Source organism: Salmonella sp. NW177 (assembly GCF_051811585.1).
Taxonomy (GTDB): Bacteria; Pseudomonadota; Gammaproteobacteria; order Enterobacterales; family Enterobacteriaceae; genus Salmonella; species Salmonella enterica.
Genome location: NZ_JAMMZV010000007.1, coordinates 165,229 through 190,076, shown reverse-complemented (window position 1 = coordinate 190,076; position 24,848 = coordinate 165,229). Strand labels below are relative to the sequence as shown.

Below are 24,848 nucleotides of genomic sequence, written 5' to 3'. Positions count from 1 at the left end.
GCGCAAGCCGCCATCCGGCTTTATTCATTAACAGGACGGCAGAATGTTTGATACTTTAGGTCAGGCAAAAAAATATCTCGGCCAGGCGGCAAAAATGTTGATTGGTATTCCGGACTACGACAACTATGTCGAGCACATGAAAACCAACCATCCCGACAAGCCGTACATGACCTATGAAGAGTTCTTCCGCGAACGTCAACAAGCACGTTACGGCGGCGATGGCAAAGGCGGTATGCGCTGTTGTTAATGGAGAGACTATGACCCCGATTGCAGTTACCCTACTTACCGGTTTTCTTGGTGCCGGCAAAACCACCCTACTACGCCATATCCTCAACGAACAACATGGTTTTAAAATCGCCGTTATCGAAAACGAATTTGGCGAAGTCTCCGTTGACGATCAACTGATTGGCGATCGCGCTACACAGATCAAAACCCTGACTAACGGCTGCATCTGTTGTACCCGCTCCAACGAGCTGGAAGATGCGCTATTAGACCTGCTCGACAGCCGCGACCGCGGCGATATTGCTTTTGACCGTCTGGTGATTGAATGCACCGGCATGGCTGACCCCGGCCCGATTATTCAGACCTTTTTCTCCCATGACGTATTATGCGAACGCTACCTGTTAGACGGCGTGATTGCGCTGGTCGACGCGGTGCACGCTAACGAGCAGATGAACCAGTTCACCATCGCCCAGTCGCAGATAGGCTACGCCGACCGTATCCTGCTGACCAAAACCGACGTGGCAGGCGACAGCGAGAAACTGCGCGAGCGGCTGGCGCGTATCAACGCCCGCGCCCCGGTTTACACCGTGGTACACGGCGATATTGACCTGAGTCAGTTGTTTAATACCAGCGGCTTTATGCTGGAAGAGAACGTGCTGGCAAGCCAACCGCGTTTCCACTTTATTGCCGATAAACAGAACGATGTGTCGTCAATTGTGGTGGAACTGGATTACCCGGTGGATATCAGCGAGGTGTCGCGGGTGATGGAAAACCTGCTGCTGGAATCAGCGGATAAACTGCTGCGTTACAAAGGGATGCTGTGGATCGACGGCGAACCCAACCGCCTGCTGTTCCAGGGCGTGCAGCGCCTCTACAGCGCCGACTGGGACAGACCGTGGGGCGACGAAACGCCGCACAGCACGCTGGTATTTATCGGGATCCAGTTGCCGGAAGACGAGATCAGAGCGGCATTTGCGGGGTTAAGGAAGTAAACGGGCGCAGAAAAGCCGGGACCGCACAGGAGATTGTATGCCCCTTATCCGAGATATTCACCAACGCTTCTGGCGTCTGCCACAACTGCCGTGGCTGGAGCTACGTACCACCAGTGAAAGCCGTCAGGCCTATAAGCGCCACAGCCACCCGCAACTGTCGCTGGGCGCGATCATCGCCGGAGAAACCCGCTGCATCAGTAACGGGCAAGAGTATCTGTTACGCCCCGGCGAGCTGATCCTGATCCCCCCGCAATCTCCACACAGTTGTAACCCGCTCCACGAGCGACCACGCAGCTATCATATGCTGTATCTCGATGCGGACTGGTGCCTGACGCAACTTCCCCATTTGCCGGCGGATAGCCGCCTGCATACCACGCAGCCACAGTTGCAGGACCCGCAGCTTTTCCAGCTTTATCAGCAAATTGTGACGTCTATTACTCAGCAGCAAACCGCCGGACTTCCGGCGCTTATTATCCACCTGTTGCGCGCCCTGCCGCTACAAAGCGCCGACGCCGAACCGCCATGCGCCATCAGCCGCCAGTTGGTTGCCCGCTTAGTCAGCAACCTTCAGGAACCGCCGACGCTGGACACACTGGCGCAGGAGTTTGCGCTCCGTAAGGAGACTCTGATTCGCACTTTTAAGCAGGATACAGGCCTGACTCCTGTCAGCTTTACCAATATGGCCCGCATTGAATATGCCCGGCACCGATTGCGCGCCGGGGACGATATTGCCGATGTTGCCTATCAGACCGGTTTCGCCGATCAAAGTCATTTCCACAAAACCTTCGTCAGCTACACGGCGGCAACGCCGCGTCAGTACGCGCAGAACAGATCAATATCCGACAATAAATAGCGCATCCGCAGGTATAGGCTGACCTCAGTATCATCACTGAGGTTACTATGGAACAGGTTACAACGTTATTTCCCCCGGCGTTTCCCGCACTGGCGCTGGCGCATTTTATGGCGCTGCTCAGCCCGGGCCCGGACTTCTTTTTGCTGGTCGGTTACGCCGTACGCTATCGGCTGCGCGGCAGCGTCGGGTTGTGCCTCGGCATTGCGGCGGGAAATGGGCTCTATATTCTGCTGGTGGTGATTGGGTCAGGGCTACTACGTCAGACGCCGCTGCTCTTTACCATCATCGAACTATTGGGTGCCGCCTACCTGCTATGGGTGGGCCGTCAACTGTTGAAAAGCCGCGCCGGGCCGCTGGAGTGGCGGTACGCCGCATCGGCATGTCCGTCACTGGCAAAACAACTATTACTGGGGCTAGGTTCATCGCTGTTGAATCCGAAAAATGCTCTGTTTTATCTGGCGCTAATGACCGCCCTGCTGGGCCCAAACGTGACCGTTACACAACAGGCCATATGTGGAATCTGGATGACCAGCGTAGTGTTACTCTGGGATCTGCTGCTGATAACGCTTATCACCCTGCCGCAAATTCAACGTCGTCTGGGTAATCTTGTCTGGAAAATTGAACGCGCCGCCGGCGGCATTCTGATCGCCTTTGGCTGCTGGATTGTATGGCAGTTCATTACAAGTTAAATCGATGAGGGGCAGCTTTATACGGTGGTCAACGTTGCCCGGGCAGATAAATAGGGTCTGCATCATTCGAACCCTTTCCTTCTTATAATGCTGATGCCGCCATAAATTAACCTGCCCCCAGAAACCAATAAAGCGACTAAATAGCCGCTTTATTCTCATCACCAAATATAATATCACCTCTCATCCAGCGGCTTATTTTCATTGATTTTCAGCTGGACTTTCCTTCTGTAAGACGCGCAAATTGCTGTAACAGCGTCGGATGGCGCTAACGCTTATCCGACCTACGGCCCGCTGCCCGGTAACTACCTGCTGTCGGGCTTATAACATATCTCACCTCCAAAAGCCCGATTTCCGCTTTTATCTCTTTTCACATAACGTATGATAGTGCGCAGAAAATTCAGGAGGGATCCATGAGCGATATCCAGCTTTTCCGCCTCGGTGGCGGGAAAGTACAAGAACTGCCGGGCAAAGCCGCAGCCATTGAAAAAGATCTGCAAATGCTGATCGAATCCCATATGGAAACGTTCCTTGGCGTCCGCTTTCTCGACACCGAATACCGCACGGGTAAAACCCATCGTGGGCGAATTGATTCCCTCGGCCTCGATGAAAATAACTGCCCGGTGATTATTGAATATAAGCGCCACAGCAATGAAAACGTCATTAACCAGGGGCTGTTTTATCTCGACTGGCTGCTCGATCATAAAGCGGAATTTCAGTTGCTGGTGATGGAGAAAATAAGTAAAACCGCGGCCAAAGCCATTGACTGGTCCGGCACACGGTTAATCTGTATTGCCGCCGATTTTAATAAATACGACGAACATGCCGTTCAGCAAATCAACCGCAATATCAACCTGATTCGCTACAAGCTTTTTGCCGACGACCTGTTAATGCTGGAACTGGTTAACGCCGTGGTCGAAAATAGCCCTCAGTACATCATCGCGAACGGTTCCGTCAGCAGCGGTAAACGCCATACCCGCACGCAGCGCGAACAGCTCTCTTCGGCCTCTCCCGCGCTGCTTTCATTATATGAACAGCTAAAAAGCTATGTGCTGTCACTCAGTGATGAGGTTCAGTTTAAAGAGCTTAAGCTCTATGACGCCTTCCGCCTCATTCGCAACTTTCTGTGCGTAGCCGTTTATCCCGTGACCGACCCACACCTACGCCTGTGGCTGAAAATCAATCCACAGCATATCCAGCTTGAAGAAGGATTTAGCCGGGACGTCACAAACATTGGCCACTGGGGAACCGGCGACGTCGAATTGATTGTGCGTAACGAACACGATCTGGATAAAGCCAAGCTGCTGATCGAGAAAGCCTGGCAGGAAAATTAGCGTTCCAGGATATCCGCCTACTGGAGAGGTTAAGATAAGATTATCCAGCCTTTCCAGTTTTACTGACTCTTATCTGTTATTCCACATCCTTCTTTTCCAACCCGATATCCCTTAACTGCTCGTCACTCATTCGTCGCAGCGCCTGACAGGCCCGCTTACGCAGCCACCATCTTTTTAGCGCCCGTCTGAGCTGCACAAAGCCAACGAATGGTTGTCTGGGGCGGTTCTCGTAAAATTCCATACCAGCCTCCGCATAGAACAGAAAATGCGGGCATCATGAATGTCTGTACAAACAATATCGGGATAAAAAGCACGGTTAGTGCAACGTGGATAAATAAGGAGGGCGATTGAGGGTGTTTTGTTCGCTTATTTCGTTCTGATTTAAGATCCGCGTCCTTCGCTGCAAAAAGCCAGGCCCCTCCCGTTTTCAGAGGGGCAACAGGGATTAGCGGCGCACCACTACCAGCTTCTGGTTCACAAACTCCTTAATCCCCAGATCCGATAGCTCGCGTCCGAAGCCCGAACGCTTAACGCCGCCGAACGGCAGCTCCGCTGCGGTGTCGGTCAGCCAGTTGATATAAACCATCCCGGTTTCAATCCGGGAGGCCATGCGTTTAGCGCGTTCGATATTCTGACTAAACACCGCGCCGCCCAGGCCGTAGTGGGAATCGTTGGCGAGTTTTACCGCCTCATCATCGTCTTTCACCACATACATCTGCGCCACCGGGCCGAAGAACTCTTCAAAGTACGCCGGGTTGTCACGCGTAATATTGGTCAGAATCGTCGGCTCAAAGAAGTTGCCTTTGCTTTCCAGCGGCTTGCCGCCAACGTGCAGCGTCGCGCCATTTTTCACCGCTTCCTCGACCTGTCTGGTCAGTGTATCCAGAGCATCTTTCGACGACAGCGGCCCCAGTTCGGTAGAAGCGTCCATCTGATCCCCCACCTTCACCTTCCTGAATGCCTCGGTGAACTGGCTGAGGAATTGATCGGCGATTTTCTCATGCAGTATAAAGCGCTTCGCCGCCGTACATACCTGCCCCGCATTAGTGAGCCGTGCCTGCACGCCAATTTTCACCGCTTTCTCAAGATCGGCATCGTCCAGCACGACGAACACATCGTTCCCGCCCAGTTCCAGCGTCGATTTTTTAATGTGCTTCGCCGCCTGTGCCGCCACGGCGCTCCCCGCTTTTTCAGATCCGGTCAGCGCCGCGCCCTGCACGCGCGGGTCGGCGATGATATTCGACACCTGATCGGAGGAAATAAACAGGTTGGTCCATGCGCCGTCCGGCGCGCCGGCTTCACGCACCAGATGGGCAAACGTCTCGGCGCAGTGCGGTACGATGCTGGCATGTTTCGCCAGCACCGGGTTACCTGCGGCCAGGTTCGGCGCCAGCACACGCATCAACTGATAGTACGGGAAGTTCCACGGCTCAACGGCCATGATGACGCCAATCGGATGATGTTCTACCCACGCGTCGCCAAACTCGGTTTTATAAGGCACCGGGGCAAGAAACTGCTTCGCGTTATCCGCATAATAGCGAGCGATCTGCGCACACAATTTGACTTCGCCACGGCTTTGCTCGATGAGCTTGCCCATCTCCTGGCTGGCGATTTTTGCCAGTTCTTCAACACGGCTGTCGATCAAGTCAGCCAGCTTATGCAGTACCGGCAAACGTTGGTCAATCTCTCCCCTGGACCAGTCGGAGTGATAGAGCGCGTCAGCTTTTTGCAGCGCGGCTTCAATATCCGCGTCCGTGTGCGGGGGATACTCTTTAATGAGCTGATTATTGGCAGGATTCACTGTCTGGTAAGCCATATCACATGTCTCCTTGTTATCGTCATTAAGGCAGCCGGAAATGCCGCTCAGAACAATAAGGGTAGTAGAGATGGCTGGCGCTATCGGTAAAGTTCGGTATATTCGTGCGGTTATCAGCGATAATTATAGAGAGCGTTGCCCGGCGGGCACCGGGCCTGCAACATTCAGACTGGAACCGCGTTAGTGGCTAACATCCTGAAGCTCTTCAGCCGTAAGGCCGGTGAACCGCTGGACAGTCTCGCGGTCAAGTCCGTCCGCCAGCATCTGTCTGGCGATACGCAATGCGGCAACATGCTGACCTTTTTCCAGCCCTTTTTCTAATCCTTCCTCCAGACCGACCTGTCTCCCTTGCCGTTCCCCTTTTCTGCGATCCGCTGCGCGGATCCTCTCTATCAGCGTCATCAGTCTCTCCTTAGTGTGCGGGACATGCCCTACCACATCACGAATAAACGTGGTGAAACGAGGCGTATGTCCGTGCTGAATCATAAGATAATTAAACAGCGCTTTAAGCTGCCTGTCATTAGCGCAACCAGTAACTAACAGCGAAGCAATCCGTTCAACCAGTCCCAGCAGGTCGCGCTGGCGGATATGTTTTTGGATGAGCTCCAGCAGCGCAATGCGGCGGTGCTGCATAATGTCATCATCCGATACCACCGTAATATCGACCAGCGGAAAGGCAGCGGCATAGAGTCTTCTTGCCACTTCCGGGTTCGCAAACTCATCCAGCCAGCACAGCGAAAAAGGATACGGGCTATCAACACCGTGATAAAACAGCATCGGCACCACCAGCGGAAGATGCTTATGCCCCGCATCCAGATGCTGTTGCATTGCCGCCATCGCATACCGCATCAGCCGAAACGCCATATGCGCATCCGGCGTGCTCTGATGTTCAATCACGACATAGATATAACCGTCGCCCTCGCGCGTTTTCAGCGACCAAAGCACATCGGAATAATAGGCTCGCAGATTTTTTTCAATAAAACTGCCGGGTTCCAGCTTTAGCGTCCGCAGGTCGCAAAGCTGGCGTAACGACACCGGCAGATGAATCTCCATAAAATCGCGGGCGGTTTCCGGGTGGCGCAAAAAGGTTTTAAACACCGCATCATGCGGTGTTGAGGTCGTCGATTTTTTCATGGCGCTCCGTCACCCCAAACCAGGATGCTGCGACTCTACCTCCTGAAAATTCCTTTCTCATCCGTACCTTTTCAGCATTGCGAGGCGCGACGAAAGATAAATCCTGTTATCTGTAATGCACATGCATTTTCGGAACTGAACACGCAAAATACCAGCCTGCGCGCCCTGCCTTTATCTTTATTAACCAGACAAACTCTTTTGATTAACATCAAAATTTAATTACACTTAATGTGTATATTTTCCGTGCAACGTAAATTTCCCGAGGTGTGATGTGCTGATTGTTATCTGTAATCGCCACACGTTCTGACGAGATTCAGAACGCGTCTCTTCCTGTCTGTGTTTTCACCGGCAGCATTTTTGATTACATGAAATTCAGTACATCCGCAGCCGCTGTTTCCATCGCCTGCCTGACGTCACGACGACGGTATTGAGTTTCGCTGTCCCATCATGGGGTTCTCCGACATGGAGCGCATTTTTTATGCAACGGATTATTCAGTTTTTCTCCCAACGCGCCACAACGTTATTTTTCCCGATGGCGCTGATTTTGTATGATTTTGCCGCCTATCTGACGACGGATCTAATTCAGCCTGGCATCATTAACGTCGTGCGCGATTTTAATGCTGACGTCAGTCTTGCGCCGGCCTCGGTCAGTCTCTATCTGGCGGGCGGAATGGCGTTGCAATGGCTTCTGGGGCCGCTATCCGACAGGATTGGCCGCCGGCCAGTGCTGATTGCAGGCGCATTAATTTTTACTCTCGCCTGCGCGGCAACGCTGTTGACGACCTCAATGACGCAGTTTCTGGTTGCCCGTTTTGTGCAGGGCACCAGCATTTGCTTTATCGCAACGGTCGGCTACGTCACGGTACAGGAGGCTTTCGGTCAAACCAAAGCCATTAAGCTGATGGCGATTATTACCTCCATTGTGCTGGTCGCTCCGGTTATCGGCCCGCTCTCCGGCGCGGCGCTGATGCACTTCGTTCACTGGAAGGTACTGTTCGGTATTATTGCGGTGATGGGACTGTTGGCGTTGTGCGGCCTGCTGCTGGCGATGCCAGAAACGGTGCAACGCGGCACGGTGCCGTTCAGCGCGGTGAGCGTACTGCGCGATTTTCGTAATGTGTTTCGCAACCCGATTTTTCTCACCGGGGCGGCGACGCTGTCGTTGAGCTACATCCCGATGATGAGCTGGGTGGCGGTGTCGCCGGTGATCCTGATCGATGCCGGCGGGATGAGTACTTCGCAATTCGCCTGGGCGCAGGTGCCCGTATTCGGCGCGGTGATCGTGGCCAATATGATCGTTGTGCGCCTGGTGAAAGATCCGACCCGACCGCGTTTTATCTGGCGCGCCGTACCAATCCAGTTAAGCGGGCTGGCGACATTACTCCTCGGTAATCTTCTTCTGCCGCACGTCTGGCTTTGGTCTGTGCTGGGCACCAGCCTGTACGCGTTCGGCATTGGCATGATTTTCCCGACGCTGTTTCGCTTCACGCTTTTCTCCAACAACTTGCCAAAAGGGACGGTTTCAGCCTCGCTGAACATGGTGATTCTGACGGTAATGGCGGTGTCGGTCGAAGTTGGCCGCTGGCTGTGGTTTCACGGCGGGAGACTGCCGTTTCACCTGCTGGCAGCGGTGGCCGGGGTGATTGTGGTCTTCACCCTGGCGACACTATTACAGCGCGTGCGCCAGCATGAGGCGGCAGAACTGGCCGCTGAGAAGTAAACACTCTGCCGGATAGAGGCTTATCCGGCAAAGGATAACCTGATGTTTTTTGCACGTTCCTGCCGTCTGGCTCTATCCTTAACCCTATGAATAAAATCGCCGAACTCAAACGCGCCAAACGCCTGGCGCTCTCACTGTTGCTGATAGCCGCCGCGACGTTTGTGACCACGCTTTTCCTGCCGCCCAGTTTTTGGGTGCTGGGCGTAAAAGCTATTGCCGAAGCGGCGATGGTTGGCGCGCTGGCGGACTGGTTTGCCGTGGTGGCGCTGTTTCGCCGCATTCCCATTCCGTTTATTTCACGACATACGGCGATTATTCCCCGTAATAAAGACCGAATCGGCGAAAATCTTGGGCAATTTGTGCAGGAGAAGTTCCTTGATACGCAGTCGCTGATCGCGCTAATCCGCCGCCATGAACCCGCGCTGCTTATCGGAAACTGGTTCAGCCAGCCGGACAACGCCAGTCGGGTCGGGCAGCATCTGCTGCAAATTATGAGCGGCTTTCTGGAACTGACCGATGACGCCCGTATTCAGCGGCTGCTCAAGCGAGCGGTACATAAGGCGATTGATAAAGTGGATCTTTCCGGCACCAGCGCCCTGATGCTGGAAAGCATGACCAAAAACGATCGTCACCAGGTGTTACTCGATACGCTGATCGCCCAGCTTATCGCCCTGTTACAGCGTGACAGCTCCCGAACATTTATCGCCAGACAGATCATACGCTGGCTGGAGACCGAACATCCGTTAAAAGCGAAGATTCTGCCGACCGAATGGCTGGGAGAACACAGCGCTGAACTGGTCTCCGACGCGGTAAATTCTCTGCTGGATGATATCAGTCACGATCGCGCGCATCAGATTCGTCATGCCTTCGATCGCGCGACGTATAAGCTGATCGATAAACTTAAACATGATCCGGAAATGGCTGCCCGGGCAGAAAACATTAAAAGTTACCTGAAGGAAGATGAGGCATTTAACCGTTATCTCGGCGAGATCTGGGCGGATCTGCGCCAGTGGTTAAAAACAGATATCAACGCCGAAGACTCAAAGGTGAAGCAGCGCATCGCTCATGCCGGACAATGGTTTGGCGAGACGCTGATCGCCGACGACGCATTACGCGCCTCGCTTAACGGTCATCTGGAACAGGCCGCGCACCGCGTCGCGCCGGAATTCGCCGCCTTCCTGACGCGCCACATCAGCGATACCGTAAAAGGCTGGGATGCGCGCGATATGTCGCAGCAGATTGAGCTTAATATCGGTAAAGATTTGCAGTTTATCCGCGTGAACGGCACGCTGGTCGGCGGCGCTATCGGTCTGGTGTTATATTTACTGTCGCAAATACCGGCACTGCTCAGTATCTAAGAAGGGGAAGGCGCAATTCTCGTTCAGATTAACTGCCAAACCCCGCACGTGGGAGGCATTAATTTAATGCCATTTCCCACCGATGCCCCTCTTCTCAATCCGTTATTCGCCTGCGCTTCACTTTCTTTTCTTGCAAATTTGAAACATTAATTTTACTTTTTATTATCATTTACAACAACAATCCGGCATTCCTGCCTTACTTTAGCAAAGAGAAAAACCATGGTTCATGCTCAGAGCGCTTCACCTCGCCATCCCATTTTTACGGCGCTTTTCGGTATGATGGTATTGATGCTGGGGATGGGAGTTGGCCGCTTTCTGTATACGCCCATGCTGCCGGTAATGCTGGCGGAAAAGCAGCTAACGTTTAACCAACTCTCCTGGATTGCCAGCGCCAATTATGCAGGGTACCTGGCGGGAAGCTTACTGTTTTCCTTTGGCCTTTTTCATCTCCCCTCTCGTCTACGCCCCATGCTGCTGGCTTCGGCGGTCGCCACCGGTATTCTTATTCTGTCTATGGCGATATTTACTCAGCCCGCGGTCGTCATGTTGGTGCGCTTCCTGGCAGGCGTCGCGAGTGCGGGAATGATGATTTTTGGATCAATGATTGTGTTGCATCATACCCGCCATCCGTTTGTGATCGCCGCGCTCTTTTCCGGCGTCGGGGCCGGGATTGCACTGGGCAACGAATATGTCATTGGCGGTTTACATTATGCGCTTTCGGCCCATTCGCTATGGCTGGGGGCCGGAGCGCTCGCCGGTATATTGCTATTAATCGTGGCAATGTTGATTCCCCCCCGCGCTCATGCGCTGCCGCCTGCGCCCTTAGCAAGAATCGAAAATCAGCCTATGCCCTGGTGGCAACTGGCGCTGTTGTACGGTTTCGCCGGATTCGGCTACATCATTGTCGCCACCTATTTGCCGCTGATGGCGAAAAGCGCGGGCTCTCCGCTACTCACGGCGCATCTTTGGTCGTTGGTCGGCCTGGCGATCATTCCCGGCTGCTTCGGCTGGCTGTGGGCGGCAAAACATTGGGGCGTCCTGCCATGCCTGACCGCGAACCTGTTGATCCAGAGCGCCTGCGTGCTACTGTCTCTCGCCAGCGACTCGTTGTTGCTGTTAATACTGAGCAGTATTGGTTTTGGCGCCACGTTTATGGGCACAACCTCGCTGGTGATGCCGCTTGCCCGACAACTCAGCGCGCCGGGCAATATTAATTTATTAGGCCTGGTGACGCTAACGTATGGTATTGGGCAAATTCTCGGTCCGCTCGCCGCCAGTCTGTCAGGCAATGGCGCGTCGGCAATTATCAACGCCACGCTTTGCGGCGCCGCGGCGCTCTTTTTTGCCGCGCTGATCAGCGCCGCGCAGCAGATAAAACAAAAACGGTTTGTGATACGTGAATAAGCGGTAGAGTAAACCCGCGCTATCCGCACCGGGTTGTATCTTTAACGCTATTCGCGGCGCAATGCGGATCTGTTTTTAATAGCACATCCTCAACACGTTATTTCAGGGTAAAGATGCCACTAAAAACTATACTTATTCTATGGTCATTAGTGCTATCAATCTGCCTATTATTTTATATACCCTTCCTACCTCAAGTGGCTTCTGTGTTGGCTACGGATTACCCGGCCCATCCATGGGCCTCGCCCTGACGGGCCGTTGCTCACCCCAGTTACATAGTTATCTATGCTCCTGGGGACTCACTCCCTTGCCGCCTTTAAGCAACTCGAATTATTTTGGCTATATATTCCATTATGATGATTATCGCTGCCTCTCAAATCATCACAATTATAAATAAATCACATCATGAAATTAATTCGATTATTCGTTTTTTATTACCTGCCCGTAGGATTCTTAGGGCGCAAGCTGACCTATCAGCGGCTACTGACCTGACCGTGACAATTCCTCTTAAGGCGTGAAAAATTACAGTAAAAAAGTAAAATTTAGGTTAAAAAATCCTATTTTTTAACAACGATAATTAAGTGGCGTGAAATTGACTAACGTCAAATTTATTTCTCCTTTTTTCCTGCTCCCAGCTCCGGCCTGCGTCAACACCTGTTTCTTTGCTTTTTTACCTCGCGTTATACCGTCCACGGTTCCCCGCGCCTCCGGCAGTAGCGAGGATGGTGATTTTTCGCGCTGCTATGCAAGAAACGCATAGCACGATACATACTTGCATTTTGTCCTTACCCTTATGGCTGATAAGGTCTTTCTGTTTCGGGCTTTTTGGCCTGTGGCTACAACCAACACATCATCAAAAAAATTCGGGGATCGCTATGGCGCAACAAGTGGACGGGGCGGCCATGCCGCTTGATACAGAAAAGGTCGGGATAAAGGGATACCTGGCGTTTTTTCTCACCATTATTTTCTTTTCCGGCGTATTTTCCGGAAGCGAAGGCTGGTGGCGCGTTTTTGATTTTACCGTACTCAACGGGTCATTCGGACATGTGACCGGTACGCAGACCTTTCGCGGCGCGGGTGGAACGGGCGCGAAAGATGGCTTCCTTTTTGCGCTGGAGCTGGCACCGTCGGTTATCCTTTCTCTGGGTATCATCGCGATTACGGATGGACTGGGCGGTCTGCGGGCGGCGCAGCAACTGATGACGCCCATCCTGAAACCATTGCTTGGCATTCCCGGTATTTGCTCACTGGCGCTGATCGCCAACCTGCAAAATACCGACGCCGCGGCGGGTATGACCAAAGAACTGGCGCAGGAAGGCGAAATCACTGAACGCGATAAAGTGATTTTTGCCGCCTGGCAGACCAGCGGCAGCGCTATTATCACCAACTATTTCTCCTCCGGCGTTGCGGTATTCGCCTTTCTGGGAACGTCAGTCATCATTCCGCTGGTGGTCATTCTGCTATTCAAATTTATCGGCGCAAACCTTTTGCGCGTCTGGATTAACATCGAAGAACGCCGTCACCCTGCGCAAGGAGCCCAATCATGACGACTCAGGTACGTAAGAATGTCATGGATATGTTTATCGATGGCGCACGCCGCGGTTTTACCATCGCCACGACCAACCTGTTACCCAATGTGGTCATGGCATTTGTCATTATTCAGGCGCTGAAAATTACCGGTCTGCTCGACTGGGTAGGCCATATCTGCCAGCCCGTGATGGCGTTGTGGGGGCTTCCCGGCGAAGCGGCTACGGTGCTTCTGGCTTCGCTGATGAGTATGGGCGGCGCCGTTGGCGTGGCGGCCAGTCTGGCTACCGCCGGCGCGCTAAGCGGCCACGATGTTACCGTACTACTGCCAGCCATTTACCTGATGGGAAACCCGGTACAGAATGTCGGCCGCTGTCTCGGTACTGCCGAAGTCAACGCCAAATATTACCCGCATATTATCGCAGTCTGCGCCATCAATGCGCTGCTGTCGATCTGGGTCATGCAGCTTATTGTTTAATAAGGAGTTATCATGCCTGATTTATCCGCCGCGGAGTTTACCTTGTTACAGGGTGCGCACCTGTTTGCGCCAGAAGACCGGGGCATCTGCGATGTTCTGCTCGCGAATGGCAAAATTATTGCCGTCGGCGCTGACATCCCCGGCGATATTGTACCGGACTGTGCGGTGATTAATCTTAGCGGTCGTATGCTGTGCCCGGGCTTTATCGACCAACACGTTCATCTGATCGGCGGCGGCGGCGAAGCGGGGCCGACGACGCGGACGCCGGAAGTCTCCCTGAGCCGCCTGACGGAAGCCGGGATAACAACGGTCGTCGGCCTGCTTGGCACCGACTCCGTCAGCCGTCATCCCGCGTCGCTGTTAGCCAAAACGCGAGCGCTAAATGAGGAGGGGATCACCGCCTGGATGCTCACGGGCGCTTATCACGTTCCGTCGCCGACCATTACTGGCTCGGTAGAAAAAGACGTCGCGCTGATCGATCGCGTCATTGGCGTGAAATGCGCAGTCTCCGACCACCGTTCCGCCGCGCCCAGCGGGAATCAACTCGCCAGCATGGCCGCCGAATCACGCGTTGGCGGCCTGCTGGGCGGCAAACCCGGTGTCAGCGTTTTTCATATGGGCAGCAGCAAAAAAGGGTTACAGCCGCTGTATGACATCCTGGAAAACAGCGACGTGCCGATCGGTAAACTGCTGCCTACCCACGTCAACCGTAGCGAATCTCTTTTCGAGCAGGCGCTGGCGTTTGCGCTTAAAGGCGGCGTGATCGACATTACCTCCAGTATCCCGGATCCCGTCGCGCCGGCGGAGGGCATTGCCAGAGCGGTAAAAGCCGGCGTCCCGCTTTCCCGGGTGACGCTCAGTTCAGACGGCAACGGCAGCCAGCCGCTATTTGACGCTGCCGGAAATCTGACGGGTATCGGCGTCGCGGGCTTCGAAAGTTTGCTGGAGACGTTGCAGACGCTGGTTAACCACTACGGATTCAGCCTGACCGATGCTCTGCGTCCGCTGACGACCAGCGTAGCCGCCTTCCTCAGTCTGGACGGCAAAGGCGAAATCCGTCCCGGTAACGATGCGGATCTGCTTGTCTTTAGCGAAGATTTACGCATAGAGCAGGTGTATGCGCGCGGCAAACGCATGGTCAATGAGGGGAAAGCCTGCGTAAAAGGTACCTTTGAACCGGCGTAATTCCCGCTAGTTTCAGGCTGCCCCATCACGGCATTCTGAAAGAGGACGGGATAAGCGGTTGTCAGCCGCCCGAATGGACGTAGAATGCCCCTTCGGGCGACTGACAGGATAACGGTAAATGGATGTAACTGGAGCAGGTTTGCACAATATTGAGACAAAATGGCTATATGATTTTCTGACGCTGGAAAAGTGCCGCAATTTCTCTCAGGCCGCCATTATCCGCAACGTATCGCAACCCGCTTTTAGCCGGCGGATTCGCGCCCTGGAACATGCCGTGGGCGTTGAACTGTTTAACCGACAGGTCTCGCCGCTACAGCTTTCCGAACAGGGTAAAATCTTTCACTCCCAGGTTCGCCACCTGTTACAGCAACTGGAAAGTAATCTAACCGAACTGCGCGGCGGCAGCGATTATACGCTGCGTAAAATCAAGATTGCCGCCGCCCACTCGCTCTCCCTCGGCCTGTTGCCGACCATCGTTAAGCAGATGCCGACGCAGTTTACCTACGCCGTTGAGGCGATAGATGTCGACCAGGCGGTGGATATGTTACGTGAGGGGCAAAGCGATTTTATCTTTTCTTATCACGATGAAAATCTGCAACAAGCGCCGTTTGATAACATCCGCCTGTTTGAGTCGAGACTGTTTCCGGTTTGCGCCAACAATGGCCGGGGCGAGCCGCGCTATACGCTTGAGCAGCCGCACTTTCCCCTGCTTAATTACAGTCAGAACTCCTATATGGGCCGGCTGATAAATCGTACTCTGACTCGCCATGCTGAACTGAGTTTCAGTACATTTTTCGTCTCTTCGATGAGTGAATTGTTAAAACAGGTTGCGATGGACGGCTGCGGAATCGCCTGGTTGCCCGAGTATGCTATCCGTCAGGAGATTACCGACGGACGCCTGATAGTGCTTGATGCCGACGAACTGGTTATTCCGATTCAGGCTTATGCTTATCGCATGAATACCCGCATGAGTCAGGTAGCCGAAACATTTTGGCGCAACCTGCGTGGGCTTCAGGCCGCGCTGTAAACACATCAGGCGGTAAGGCGTTGTTCCCCGGTCAAAGAGGCGCGGGTGTCTGGCCAGGACTCATACCAACGAATCGCCGCGCGCACCAGCGACGCTGTGGAATCAATCATCGGGCACGCTATCGCGCGTTCATGTCCGGCCACAATAAGCGGAATTTCGGTACACCCCATAATAATTGCCTGAGCGCCACGGGCAATAAGGCTATCGATTTGCGGCAGCAGCAGCGCTTGCGCCGCAGTTTTATCGCCACGTTTAAGCGTATAAATAGCCTGCATTACCAACGCCTGCCCCGCGTCTTCTGGCTGAATTAACGTCAGCCCCCGCGCCAGAGCTTTCTTTTGATATAACCCGGTCGCCAGCGTCGCATTGGTCGCCAGCAGACCAACGTGCCGCGCCGATGGCGGAATATCCCCCAGGGTGGCGTCCAGGATGCTGATCATTCGCGCTTTCGCGACGTTCTGTAAATCATCAAACCAATAATGCGCAGTGTTGCATGGGATAACGATACACTCCGCCCCGGCGTCTTCCAGCATATGCAGATAACGCTCCAGATAACGGTATGGCGAAGGCCCGCCGGATAACAGACATGCTGTACGATCGGGAATATCAGGGATAGAGCTGACAATGAGCGGGATGTGTTGTTGATCACAACTGGCATGTCGCAATTCAACAAATTTTTCCAACATATCCGCCGTTGCCGCAGGTCCCATCCCCCCCAGTATCCCAATGGTGTGTTTCATCGCTTTTCCCGCTTATTTACGTCAAGGTCAGAAACACACTATCAACTTGATGTGTATATAAAAAATGCCGTTTTATTAGCGGCTATGCGTAAAAATCATAACGGGTGTAAGGGCCATGCGTTATCGCCTTTTCAGGCAATCGATTGGTTACATGAGCGCTCATCAGCCTTCGCAAGCCGCTAAATGCCATTTCGCTATACAGCATCGCCCACTGCGAGTCCGCAAGCTTGTTTTGTCCTCATCGCCACAGCGCCTGTCGGTGAAGGGGCCGCCGTGTTTTGCTTTTCGACGCTAATGCGGGAATATCCCAGCGAATATGGCTATAAACCAAATCCACGGTCTCCGTGGCGCTGCCTTCGGCGTCGCCATGATTGCTCATGCGTGAAATTCGCACATTGGTGAGCGTATAAATAATAAATGGCAGCATTGCGCCCTTATCACGACGGCATAATGTCAGCACGCCTTCTTTCACCGTTTTCCCGTTACAATAGTGCTCATAGAGGCCAGGCGTAGCAAGATCGACTGGCTTTGTCAGCGTCAACCCTCCAATATATGTCCCTCTCGCTTCGCCGGACTCCCGTTTCGTCGGGTTGTGGTTGTAAGCAATAAGTTTTATTTGGTTTTCAAAACCTTTGATCCGGCTTTCGCCTTCAATACCGTCCAGTTTTAAATAGATGGCGTCCATCCCCCCTCCGTGATTATCATGCGGCAAAGCAGGCTGACAAGGACGGAACGCCAACAATGAAAGAACGTTCCATTTTCCAGCCATTTCGTTGGTGTCTCTGTATACCAGATTAAATACCGACAATCTGCTATAACTGGATTCTTGCTAAATACCTTCTGCCATCAACAATCCATTTTACAATAGCGCTACTGACCTGAAATCTATTACGCCAGGCATTCAAGCATCGTTTCCTGAATAACCATAGCCGCTATAAGAACCATATCAAAAAAGAAATATCAATATCATTTCTTATTTTTATCCGAGAAATTACTTAATTACACCGAATCGGAATATAGACAATTCTTATTCCTTTTCACATCAATGGGTTTTTTAGACTTTTGTCATATCGAAAACAACCATTCCAATAGAACATATTTACTATGTGAATATATTTAATGTTTTTATCGCGCGCAGTGTTATCACAGTAATAAATGATTTGCATCAAAAATGCGCCTTTCAGCGCCACGTATTTTGGGCAGCAAATTATAAAATCGCGTTTCAAAGTCAGTAACATGTTCTCTGTTCAGGCGATATGACTTTATGCCCGGACGACACGCCAGCCGCTTTACCCTTACGTTTAGTCGTGATACGTTAGATCACATGAACACGAAACGATCCAACGCTACGCAACGTCATCTCCGCTGGTGGCTGCCTTCCTGAAGGCGGCACGGATCACTATCCCTCTTTAAGTAGCCGCCGAAAGGCGGCTACTGTGTTTCGGGACGTCTTTCGGCTTTACAGTAAGCATAAAGGAGTCCTTAATGAACACCCTTCCCATCATTCTGACTGGCGATCGCCCCACCGGCTCGCTGCACCTCGGCCATTATGTCGGTTCACTACGCCAGCGCGTCGCGCTACAGCAGGATCACCAACAGTATGTCCTGATTGCCGACCTGCAGGGACTCACCGATAACGGCAGTAATCCGCAAAAAATCCGCGATAATATTCCGCAAGTGTTAGCTGACTATCTGGCCGTCGGCATCGATCCCGTGCTAACGACGATCTGCCTGCAATCCGCGTTACCCGCCCTCGCCGAATTAACGGTGCTGTATATGAATATTGTTACCGTCGCCCGAGTGGAGCGTAATCCTACGGTAAAAAATGAGATTGCCCAAAAAGGCTTTACCCGTTCCCTGCCGGTCGGGTTCATGGCGTATCCCATTAGCCAGGCGGCAGATATCACCGCCTTTAAGGCCGAAATGGTACCGGTTGGCGACGACCAATTGCCCATGATTGAGCAAACGAATGAGATCGTTCATAAGATGAATAGTCTTTTCTCCTCGCCGGTATTGCGACCCTGTCAGGCGCTCCTGAGCGATACGGGCCGTCTGCCAGGCATTGACGGCAGCGCCAAGATGTCGAAATCGCTCGGCAATACCCTGCTTCTTTCCGCCAGCGAAGAGACCATCCACCTTGCGGTCAGCGCGATGTACACCGATCCCAATCATTTAAAAATTAGCGATCCGGGAAAAATAGAAGGTAACGTCGTCTTTACGTGGCTGGATGCGTTCCATCCGGATAAAACCAAAGTCGCGGCGATGAAAGCACATTATCAACAAGGCGGATTAGGCGACCGTGTCTGTAAAAATGAGCTGGAGACCTGCCTGCAAGAACTGATCGCGCCCATACGCGAACGACGGGCAACCTTTATTGCAGATAAGGGAATGCTAATGGAATTACTGAAAAAAGGTAGCGAGCGGGCCCATGAGGTCACTCAAAAGACGTTACAGGAAGTAAAACGTGGACTGGGTCTGCCCACGCTATTCCAGGTATAATCAGGCATCAACGTTGTCCAGCGGCCATGACTCAAACAGATAGCCATCAAAGTAGATGTCATCAACATTGGAAAACTCCAGCAGACGCTGCTTCACGTTTTCCAGGTGCTGCCACATCGCCAGCTTCGCTGCGCGGGCGTCTTTCTTAATTAACGCCGCGAGGATCTGCTTATGATCGACCAGCCACTCCTTACGGTAAAGCGTATCGCCCAGATGGCTATGAAGCTGGAGCCACATCGGATTATTTTCACGCCATTGCCAGGACTGACGGAAGAGCTCTACCAACATACTGTTATGGGTCGCTTCGGCAATGGCCAGATGAAACTGCATATCGCCGCTTTCTGAGCCGCCCGGCGCGCTGGAGGCGAGCTCTCGCTCTTCCAGTTGTAACGCCTGGCGCATTTTAATGATGTCTTCGCGGGTGGCCTGCAGAGCGGCAAATTCAGCGATATTGCTTTCCAGCAACTGACGCGCCTGCAACAGTTCAAACGGCCCGGCGTCATTACAGTGATTGACGTCAGCGCCTTCCATCTCGTTATTATCCGCGCTGTCGAGCACGTAGATCCCGGCGCCGCGGCGGACTTCAACCAGACCTTTAATTTCCAGCATGATCAGCGCTTCACGCACGACGGTACGCGTCACATTGAGCCTCTCAGCGATCTCTCTTTCCGGCGGCAAGCGCTCCCCGGGGCGGTACGGCGTCTGAACAATCAGATCCCGTATCATTGCGCCCACTTCCTGGTAAGGTCTTTGCTGAGAAGTGTTTGATTTCATATTGGTCGTGCCCGTCCGATGCGATTTCCCGGTATCAGACTATAGCATTTGTAAAGAGGGATAGCACGCGTAGCACACCAAAAACTCGAAACTGGTCAACCAACAAAATAATAATGCGCCCCGTTTCGCTAGTGAGGCCAGATGAAAGAAAAGGCAATAGGCAATACACGACTGATGTTCCACCTTTAGCCCTGATGCCTGAATATGAACAGCATATTGGTTTACCAATATAAAATTTATCAACCAAAAATCAGGCCATAAAATGTGTCTGTACATTGACAGGAACAATGCCTCTGACATAGCGTGATCGGCGAAAATCCAGCCGCTCTCTTTGTATCAAGAACGCGTTATGATAAAAGACACCGTGTTTTTCGCCCCAGGCGTATCCGGGGGAAGCAACGCCTCCAGTTTGTCGAGCCGCCATCGCCGGGCAGCGATTATTCTGCATGAAATTTATGGTATTAACGCTCATATCCAACGCGCAGGCCATGAATGGATGACGCGCGGATTCGACATCTATATTCCCGCGCTGTTTCCTCACCATACCCCCTTTCGCTATGAACAGCAGGAGGAGGCTTACCGTCACTTTTCAGCAAATGTCGGCTTTGATCCCGCCGTCGTTACCACGTTACTCCACGAGCTCAGAACGCAGTATGAGACGTTAATCGTCGTAGGATATAGCGTCGGCGCAACGCTCGCATGGCTAAGTGCAGCCAGTGGGTTATGCGATGGCGTCATTTGCTATTACGGTTCCCGTATACGCCAGTACCTTCATCTTGCGCCTCTCTGTCCGACACTGGTTATTATCGCGCGTTATGAGCCGGCGTTTGATCCCCTCGCCATGCGACAGGCGCTGGAAAAGCGACCCCGGGTGCAGTGTAAAATGTACGATGCGCGGCACGGGTTCTGTGATGCTGATAGCGCCACCTTCGATGCCGCCTTGTCGCATCAGGTAATGGACGATGTGAGCGCATTTATTCGCGACATCACCCGTGCAAACACATCGCCCGATTTTCAGCTTTAGTGGAGACTTTTTTCAACGAGCTGTTCCAGTTTTTTCAAAGTCTGTATGGCTGCGGCATCAAGACCATAACGTTGCAGCGTTTCGGCGGGATGATAACTGACCAACGTTCGCCCATCGGCTTGCTGGCTAATGAGCACCCGAAACGGTAAATCCAGCGCCAGTTCGGGATGCGCCAGCATGAGAGGCGTTCCGCCTTTAGGATTGCCAAAGACCAGAACCGTTGTCGGCGGCATTTTCAGGTTAACATTCTGTGCCGCTCTGGCATGATCAAATTCCCCAAATAACACCAGACCGTGATCGGCGACAGCGTGCATCAACCGCGCTCGGGTCTGCAAATAGTCATAAGCGCTGTAGGTTTTAACCATGGTTATCGCTCCATCCTCCGTTGCAAAGCCAGGCCTTATTAAGATTAACATCAGGGTTATTGCCAATAAAAAAGGCTTTAAAATAGCGCTCATTCTTCTCTCTCCCTGACCCAATACCCATGAGTAAATGCGACACAGATGATATGCAGTTTAAAAATCAGTCATCGTACTGTACCCCTTATTATTGCACTGAACAGCTCATCACTAAAAAAACAGACGGCAGAACAAAAAATTCCGACGTCTGAACAAATTTAAATAACGATGATCCAGTCTGACTGAGCGACAGCGCGATCATTATTATGGCGCGACACTGTCTTCTTCAGCCCGCTGGGTAAGAAAAAATATACTCCGCTCAGTAAGATAATAAATACTACAGGCCAACTCTTCAGAGATACGGAGCATCATTGCGTAGTGATGATGCGATTTTTCTGGCGCCATCGGCAGAAATATTTCTGACTCCAGCACGTTACTTAAAAAATGAAATTTATGTACATATTCAGCAGATATAACGCCTCTCGCCATCAGATTAGTCATTAAGGTATTTAAACTATCTTGTTCATGATACACGATACCTTTTCTCTCATGAATTCTGAGAAGAACGCTTCTGAAGGCTGCATGACATTCCTTTACGACACAGGCAAAATCATTAAGCATCAGGCGATTATACGCTTCCATAAGATCATATTCGACAAAGCCATACTCTCCTGGAGAGTACAAATAATAACATATGTTTTTAAGCCGTTTTATTCTGCGCAACCTTACAATTCTACCATTTTCATATCGATATTTTAAACTATGTTCATGAAATATATTATTTAATTCACTAATCGCCTTATCCGGTTCTAACCCAAGCGTAACTTCATAGGTTCGAAGGTAGGTATCTATATAGTTAAAAGCAAGCTCAATGGTATCAATATGCTTTCTTTTATCATCTGTTTTTAATAACAGATTACTCATTTCATCCAGATATGACGTTGAATGCGCATATAAGGTGAATAAGCCATACTCTTTGCGCAACGTTTTACATATTCTTCGATAAACTTCGTCAGAATGACTATTATGATAGCAGTATAATGTCATATCATAAAAAGAGGAGCAATTCCCTAACGTATTAATAATCAACAAGATTATTTGCTCGCGTATTTCTAACGGAATATCTTCATATAACAGATCGCTATGCCTTAGTGAGTATGGTCTAAAGGTGTGCATTCCTCCCCCTGTAACCGCAACAGAAAAAATTACGCTATGAATAGCGCCACATTACTCTAATTCAGTGGTTCAGGTATTAATATCAGCTCAACAGTGAGTCATTTTTTCTTATTTTTTAATGGTGTTGAGTGAATATTTACATTAAATATAAATGATAAGCAAAGTAAAGAGGCTTGCGTAATTATGATGCTACTGACAAAGAGACCAGGGTCTTCGTATCGGATGAAACGTGAGATCCCATTAATGAATGGGATCTATTTTATTATTACTTCCTGTCAACCCACTTTTTCAACTACAAAATTATCCTGACGAACAAAATCAATAAGCAGTTCTATAGTCCCTAACCCCCATTGATTCGATATAGCAATACGCTCACCGGACGGCAACTCAATCAACGCATCTTCCTGCATATGATATCTGTTTTTCCTTTTTTCAGGGATCTGCTCAACCAGTGCTACTGTTCTTTTCTGTAAGTCTTCACTCAATTTATTCTTGAGATCATCTATATTCGCAGGATTATGTTTATTAATCCAGTCAGTGAAAAGTTCAAGTGCAAGCTTCCGTTTATTGAAGGTTTTTCCTTTATATTTATATAAGGAATAATCCCTCTCCGACTTTTGACTGCTAATAATTTGTTCCGTGCGTTTCTCTCTGAATCTGACCTGATATTCTTCCAGTTCAGGGACTGGTATTATTTGTTCAGCATTAATCAGCACTTCACCCTTAAAGTTGTAAGGCGTTAAGCGAACACAGCGAATATCGACACCTTTATCTCTTAGCCATATTGCGGTTGTCGTTAATTCTTTACTGAAATCCGCTGATGCCAGAACGATGCGAATATCTTTACCAAAATCAGCGAGTTCGTTTTCTTCTAACTCCACAAAATCCAGTAACTTCTCTTTTGCATTCTCATCGATCCCATGCTTCCAAAGATATGCCTGATAATATTCGCATGCTTTCGCAAAACTCATCGTTGAAATCATTGCCGCATACCTTAGCGCCTGCAGTTCCATATGCGCGCCGATTTCATCACGTTTCAGTTCAATGACAACCAAATTGGCCTGCTTGTCAATCGCTAATAAATCAATCCTCCGCCGACTATCCTCCCAATCAGAGAATTCTTCGGATATGACAAGGCAGCCCGGCGCGACAATATCAATATTCTTCTTGATAGCCTCCTGAAGATCATAGCGTTCCTGCAGCCTTTCGATGGTGAAAGATGTTTTTTCAAGGGTAGTCAGTATTTTCTCAGAGATATTGTATAGCGCCACATTATATTCCTTTTGTTTACTCTACAGATAATTGTAACCCATCGCCCTTTGTCATTCTGCTGGCTTGCGCAAAGAATCCATACAATATCATCACTGGTGCGAAAATCTGGATTATCCGTGGCGATTCAGCCTTCACTGAATGCCACAGACAAGCGTTATTCAACTAAAGCTCACCTGTCCCTTAGTCCTTCTTTCATTCCGTTACGTCGTTGCCATACCAGCACACTTAAACGTAAGGTGAGCTTATTATTTTTATCAACGGGTCAGAACAATCCTTCGCCGGTCATACAGTGTTTCAACAGAGAGCTGCAAATCATATTTCGCATTCTTCAGTTTTCGCGATTTAAGCATTTTCATCGTGACGCCACTTATTTGCCCTGTTTCAATCCGTCTCTTGATTTCGGCTGCGCTTAACAGGAGTTGCTTCTTCAAAATCGACAGCAGGCTGACCTGAAAAGAACGGGAAATCCTGACGCTAACACTGACCTGCTTGTGGGAGGCGATACTGACCAGCCACCGTTCCTGAATGTGAAAATCAGGCTGCCCCGATAATTCAGCATTGTTTCGCTTCAGGATCGCGTTGTCATAAGCAAAATATTGCACCGTGGCAGCATCATTCGCCATCAGTCGGCCATAAAGATCGCGGTTAATTTTGCTGACTGGCAGACGCGAGAACAGGGAGATATTCCAGGTGTAATCGCAGTGTGTGCATTTATAGATACTCCAGACATCGAGTACCTTCTTTTGCGAATTAACCCGAAATGCCCCAGAAGGCGTGAAGTCCCGTTTTACGCTGCATGAAGGGCAACGTTTCGCTATGCGCTGATACCCCACAGGAGTGACAGTCCATATGACTTTCATAACGTACCTTTTTTTAACCCATACAAAACCGGATCCGAACTCAGCGGACCATAAATGTTTATGTATGAAAAATATTTAAGTGATATTTTTCAGTGGGTTAAAAAAAGATTTCCAACGCAACAACCCTGTCAATGGCTAAAAAGATACGTCGAGACTATCAAAGCGGTCATTATCGGGTATATGAGTTTAATCAATATTCATTATGGTAGCGGCGGGATCTATTCAACTGACTTACTAAACGCATGATCCTCCCTTTGAGATCACACTTTTCACTCCCGGTTATTCACTTACAGAAATCAGGTGTTATCATTCACGGCGTAAATACCTTTCAACTCAACTCGAGGCTTTGATGCTGGAGAATGTCATCATCTG

The 24,848-nt window shown here is 51.0% G+C and carries 25 protein-coding genes; 15 read left to right on the top strand and 10 right to left on the bottom strand.

Translation table 11 applies throughout. The annotated features are described in order from the left end of the window. The first annotated feature begins 43 nt into the window (after nt 1-43). The 5 genes from NA986_RS19210 to NA986_RS19190 all read left to right on the top strand — a co-directional run bounded on the left by NA986_RS19210 (nt 44) and on the right by NA986_RS19190 (nt 4,087). A complete protein-coding gene (locus tag NA986_RS19210; protein ID WP_000460616.1) occupies nt 44-247 on the top strand; it encodes a YbdD/YjiX family protein in 204 nt (67 codons plus the stop codon). A gap of 10 nt (nt 248-257) precedes the next feature. Then, the gene (gene yjiA / locus NA986_RS19205) at nt 258-1,214 is read left to right on the top strand and encodes a GTPase (RefSeq protein WP_000187838.1); all 957 of its coding nucleotides are present in this window, start codon (nt 258-260) and stop codon (nt 1,212-1,214) included. 37 nt (nt 1,215-1,251) lie between these two features. After that, nucleotides 1,252-2,067, top strand: coding sequence for an AraC family transcriptional regulator (locus NA986_RS19200; RefSeq protein ID WP_001128426.1), 816 nt, complete (start codon nt 1,252-1,254; stop codon nt 2,065-2,067). Nucleotides 2,068-2,114: 47 nt separating this feature from the next. Beyond that, the gene (locus NA986_RS19195) at nt 2,115-2,756 is read left to right on the top strand and encodes a LysE family translocator (protein ID WP_023216449.1); all 642 of its coding nucleotides are present in this window, start codon (nt 2,115-2,117) and stop codon (nt 2,754-2,756) included. 410 nt (nt 2,757-3,166) lie between these two features. Further along, nucleotides 3,167-4,087 (top strand): DUF5655 domain-containing protein, encoded by a 921-nt coding sequence (locus tag NA986_RS19190; protein WP_023216450.1) that lies wholly within the window; start codon nt 3,167-3,169, stop codon nt 4,085-4,087. A gap of 76 nt (nt 4,088-4,163) precedes the next feature. On the opposite strand, the gene yjiS is transcribed toward NA986_RS19190, so the two are convergent. Then, nucleotides 4,164-4,328, bottom strand: a complete 165-nt coding sequence (gene yjiS / locus NA986_RS19185) for a DUF1127 domain-containing protein YjiS (RefSeq protein WP_023216451.1) — start codon at nt 4,326-4,328, stop codon at nt 4,164-4,166. Here yjiS and NA986_RS19180 point away from each other — a divergent pair. Next, complete coding sequence (locus NA986_RS19180; RefSeq protein WP_001581776.1) at nt 4,295-4,438, top strand: hypothetical protein; 144 nt, start codon at nt 4,295-4,297, stop codon at nt 4,436-4,438. The genes yjiS and NA986_RS19180 overlap by 34 nt on opposite strands. Nucleotides 4,439-4,532: 94 nt before the next feature. On the opposite strand, the gene NA986_RS19175 is transcribed toward NA986_RS19180, so the two are convergent. Continuing rightward, complete coding sequence (locus NA986_RS19175; protein ID WP_023216452.1) at nt 4,533-5,903, bottom strand: NAD-dependent succinate-semialdehyde dehydrogenase; 1,371 nt, start codon at nt 5,901-5,903, stop codon at nt 4,533-4,535. Between the two features lie 180 nt (nt 5,904-6,083). Then, nucleotides 6,084-7,037, bottom strand: coding sequence for an Rpn family recombination-promoting nuclease/putative transposase (locus NA986_RS19170; RefSeq protein ID WP_000749994.1), 954 nt, complete (start codon nt 7,035-7,037; stop codon nt 6,084-6,086). 478 nt (nt 7,038-7,515) lie between these two features. On the opposite strand from NA986_RS19170, the gene mdtM reads away from it, so the two are divergent. The 7 genes from mdtM to hypT all read left to right on the top strand — a co-directional run bounded on the left by mdtM (nt 7,516) and on the right by hypT (nt 15,733). After that, entirely contained in the window at nt 7,516-8,757 is a 1,242-nt protein-coding gene (mdtM, locus tag NA986_RS19165; RefSeq protein ID WP_001188921.1) for a multidrug efflux MFS transporter MdtM, read from the top strand. An 86-nt stretch (nt 8,758-8,843) separates the two neighbouring features. Then, entirely contained in the window at nt 8,844-10,115 is a 1,272-nt protein-coding gene (locus tag NA986_RS19160; protein ID WP_001033033.1) for a DUF445 domain-containing protein, read from the top strand. 219 nt (nt 10,116-10,334) lie between these two features. Beyond that, on the top strand, nt 10,335-11,519 hold the full coding sequence (locus NA986_RS19155; protein ID WP_023216453.1) for an MFS transporter: 1,185 nt from the start codon (nt 10,335-10,337) through the stop codon (nt 11,517-11,519). Nucleotides 11,520-12,391: 872 nt separating this feature from the next. Next, the gene (locus tag NA986_RS19150; protein WP_000068752.1) at nt 12,392-13,063 is read left to right on the top strand and encodes a nucleoside recognition domain-containing protein; all 672 of its coding nucleotides are present in this window, start codon (nt 12,392-12,394) and stop codon (nt 13,061-13,063) included. Continuing rightward, nucleotides 13,060-13,521: a YjiG family protein gene (locus NA986_RS19145; RefSeq protein ID WP_000211979.1), complete on the top strand. Its 462-nt coding sequence runs from the start codon at nt 13,060-13,062 to the stop codon at nt 13,519-13,521. The genes NA986_RS19150 and NA986_RS19145 overlap by 4 nt, the downstream gene beginning before the upstream one ends. Before the next feature lie 12 nt (nt 13,522-13,533). Next, nucleotides 13,534-14,706, top strand: coding sequence for a beta-aspartyl-peptidase (gene iadA / locus NA986_RS19140; RefSeq protein WP_023216454.1), 1,173 nt, complete (start codon nt 13,534-13,536; stop codon nt 14,704-14,706). A gap of 118 nt (nt 14,707-14,824) precedes the next feature. After that, nucleotides 14,825-15,733 carry a hypochlorite stress DNA-binding transcriptional regulator HypT gene (hypT, locus tag NA986_RS19135; RefSeq protein ID WP_000383511.1) on the top strand — a complete coding sequence of 303 codons (909 nt, stop codon included), beginning with the start codon at nt 14,825-14,827 and terminating at the stop codon, nt 15,731-15,733. 5 nt (nt 15,734-15,738) lie between these two features. On the opposite strand, the gene NA986_RS19130 is transcribed toward hypT, so the two are convergent. Continuing rightward, nucleotides 15,739-16,473, bottom strand: a complete 735-nt coding sequence (locus NA986_RS19130; protein ID WP_000683247.1) for an aspartate/glutamate racemase family protein — start codon at nt 16,471-16,473, stop codon at nt 15,739-15,741. Nucleotides 16,474-16,711: 238 nt separating this feature from the next. Then, on the bottom strand, nt 16,712-17,242 hold the full coding sequence (locus NA986_RS19125; RefSeq protein WP_000907671.1) for an Hcp family type VI secretion system effector: 531 nt from the start codon (nt 17,240-17,242) through the stop codon (nt 16,712-16,714). 716 nt (nt 17,243-17,958) lie between these two features. Between NA986_RS19125 and trpS the strand changes: the two genes are divergently transcribed. Then, nucleotides 17,959-18,972, top strand: a complete 1,014-nt coding sequence (gene trpS, locus NA986_RS19120; protein WP_023216455.1) for a tryptophan--tRNA ligase — start codon at nt 17,959-17,961, stop codon at nt 18,970-18,972. Here the strand turns inward: trpS and uxuR are convergent, their stop codons facing one another. After that, the gene (gene uxuR, locus NA986_RS19115; RefSeq protein ID WP_000841654.1) at nt 18,973-19,746 is read right to left on the bottom strand and encodes a Uxu operon transcriptional regulator; all 774 of its coding nucleotides are present in this window, start codon (nt 19,744-19,746) and stop codon (nt 18,973-18,975) included. It lies immediately after the preceding gene. A gap of 349 nt (nt 19,747-20,095) precedes the next feature. Between uxuR and NA986_RS19110 the strand changes: the two genes are divergently transcribed. After that, nucleotides 20,096-20,770, top strand: coding sequence for a dienelactone hydrolase family protein (locus NA986_RS19110; protein ID WP_000588694.1), 675 nt, complete (start codon nt 20,096-20,098; stop codon nt 20,768-20,770). On the opposite strand, the gene NA986_RS19105 is transcribed toward NA986_RS19110, so the two are convergent. The 4 genes from NA986_RS19105 to NA986_RS19090 form a co-directional block, all read right to left on the bottom strand. Next, nucleotides 20,767-21,228 carry a DUF302 domain-containing protein gene (locus NA986_RS19105; RefSeq protein ID WP_023137604.1) on the bottom strand — a complete coding sequence of 154 codons (462 nt, stop codon included), beginning with the start codon at nt 21,226-21,228 and terminating at the stop codon, nt 20,767-20,769. The two genes, NA986_RS19110 and NA986_RS19105, sit on opposite strands and share 4 nt — an antisense overlap. A 204-nt stretch (nt 21,229-21,432) precedes the next feature. Continuing rightward, nucleotides 21,433-22,344, bottom strand: a complete 912-nt coding sequence (locus NA986_RS19100) for an STM4504/CBY_0614 family protein (protein ID WP_023215750.1) — start codon at nt 22,342-22,344, stop codon at nt 21,433-21,435. A 275-nt stretch (nt 22,345-22,619) separates the two neighbouring features. Further along, on the bottom strand, nt 22,620-23,615 hold the full coding sequence (locus tag NA986_RS19095; RefSeq protein WP_001240360.1) for a membrane protein: 996 nt from the start codon (nt 23,613-23,615) through the stop codon (nt 22,620-22,622). Between the two features lie 255 nt (nt 23,616-23,870). Beyond that, nucleotides 23,871-24,476 carry a DUF1062 domain-containing protein gene (locus NA986_RS19090; RefSeq protein ID WP_020898329.1) on the bottom strand — a complete coding sequence of 202 codons (606 nt, stop codon included), beginning with the start codon at nt 24,474-24,476 and terminating at the stop codon, nt 23,871-23,873. Between the last annotated feature and the right edge of the window lie 372 nt (nt 24,477-24,848).